The sequence below is a fragment of the Seonamhaeicola sp. NFXS20 genome (assembly GCF_049132085.1).
Taxonomy (GTDB): Bacteria; Bacteroidota; Bacteroidia; order Flavobacteriales; family Flavobacteriaceae; genus Seonamhaeicola.
Window position 1 is genome coordinate 1 of sequence record NZ_JAFMPU010000041.1, and the last position, 1227, is coordinate 1227.

Below are 1227 nucleotides of genomic sequence, written 5' to 3' on the forward strand. Positions count from 1 at the left end.
CGTATTCCAAGGTAAAAAACAACTATTTTTTTTAATAAGTTGTGGCTGCTACATTAACAAATGGTGTTCCTCTCTTAATCACTGCAAAACTCCGTGCTAAAATCTTATTCCTAACATTGTTCAAGGCTATCATTTTATCTTTTCCCTCCCCTAGCTTTCTGTGATAATAATTCTTTAGCTCTTGGTCGGATTGTATGGCCGAGACCGCAGCCATACTGAGTAGTGCCTTCATTTTCCTGTCGCCAATGTAATGACTCTGCTTGCGCCGCCTAATCGAACTCCCTGAGCTATGCTCGAACGGAGCTATCCCACAATAACTCGAAAACCTGCGCCAGTTGTCAAATTTCATAAAGTTACCGGTATGGCAGAGCAATTGACAGCCCAGTATCAGCCCCACGCCCTTTACCGACCTTAGAAGCCTATAGTTGCGGTAAAGCAGACCATCTGTTTTCAACAGCTCCCGCATCCTTTTCTCTATGCCAAGTACCTGTTTGTCCATATGCCTTATACAACGTTGCAGTGCCTTACAGCAAGTGTCGGTCGAAGGACTCGACAACAGGTGCCTTTGCTCTTTTAATGTAGATTTTAAACCTGTTCGGTCCCTTACCAATTGATCTCTTAAAGCTAGCAGTCTTCCGAGCTCTTGAAACACCTTTGGCTTTATCTCACTGGGCACCAACTCCTCCCTGTACACCCAACCGAACCGGGCTATCATATAGGAATCTAGTTTATCGGTCTTCTCCCTGGTAAGACCGGTACTGCGCTTGATACGCATAGGGCTTTCCTCTACGTAAACCAGTCTCTTTGATGACAGGAAAACCGATAACTTTAACGAATAGCTTCCTGTATTCTCAAAACAGAAAAAATAACTCTCAGGGGCCAACTGACTATCGACCCACTTAATCAACTCCGCATAGCCTTTCCCATCATTTGAAAACACTGAATGCTCTTTGCTGTGGTATAGGGTAGCATCAATCGTCTTTTTTGATACATCTATACCGATCACTTCTTTTAAATTTTTCATATTTTTAAAAAATTAAATGATTATGATGCCGGCAACTATTTCCTTTAATGAGCCATTATGGCTAGGTATTCCAAGTAGTTCAGCTAAGCATCTTACAAGAGGCAGAGAGGACTATTACGGATAATAGGTATTGCCTAGAGACCGTTAGAGTTCTCCTCTCTTCTCTTGTTAAATCTAATAATATCAAAGTAAAGGAGACCGTT

1 protein-coding gene is annotated in these 1227 nt (G+C 42.1%); it reads right to left on the minus strand.

Features of this window, described 5'->3' with window-relative positions; genetic code table 11:
- Positions 1-31: 31 nt before the first annotated feature.
- Positions 32-1024: an IS110 family transposase gene (locus J1D01_RS17380; RefSeq protein ID WP_421151773.1), complete on the minus strand. Its 993-nt coding sequence runs from the start codon at positions 1022-1024 to the stop codon at positions 32-34.
- Between the last annotated feature and the right edge of the window lie 203 nt (positions 1025-1227).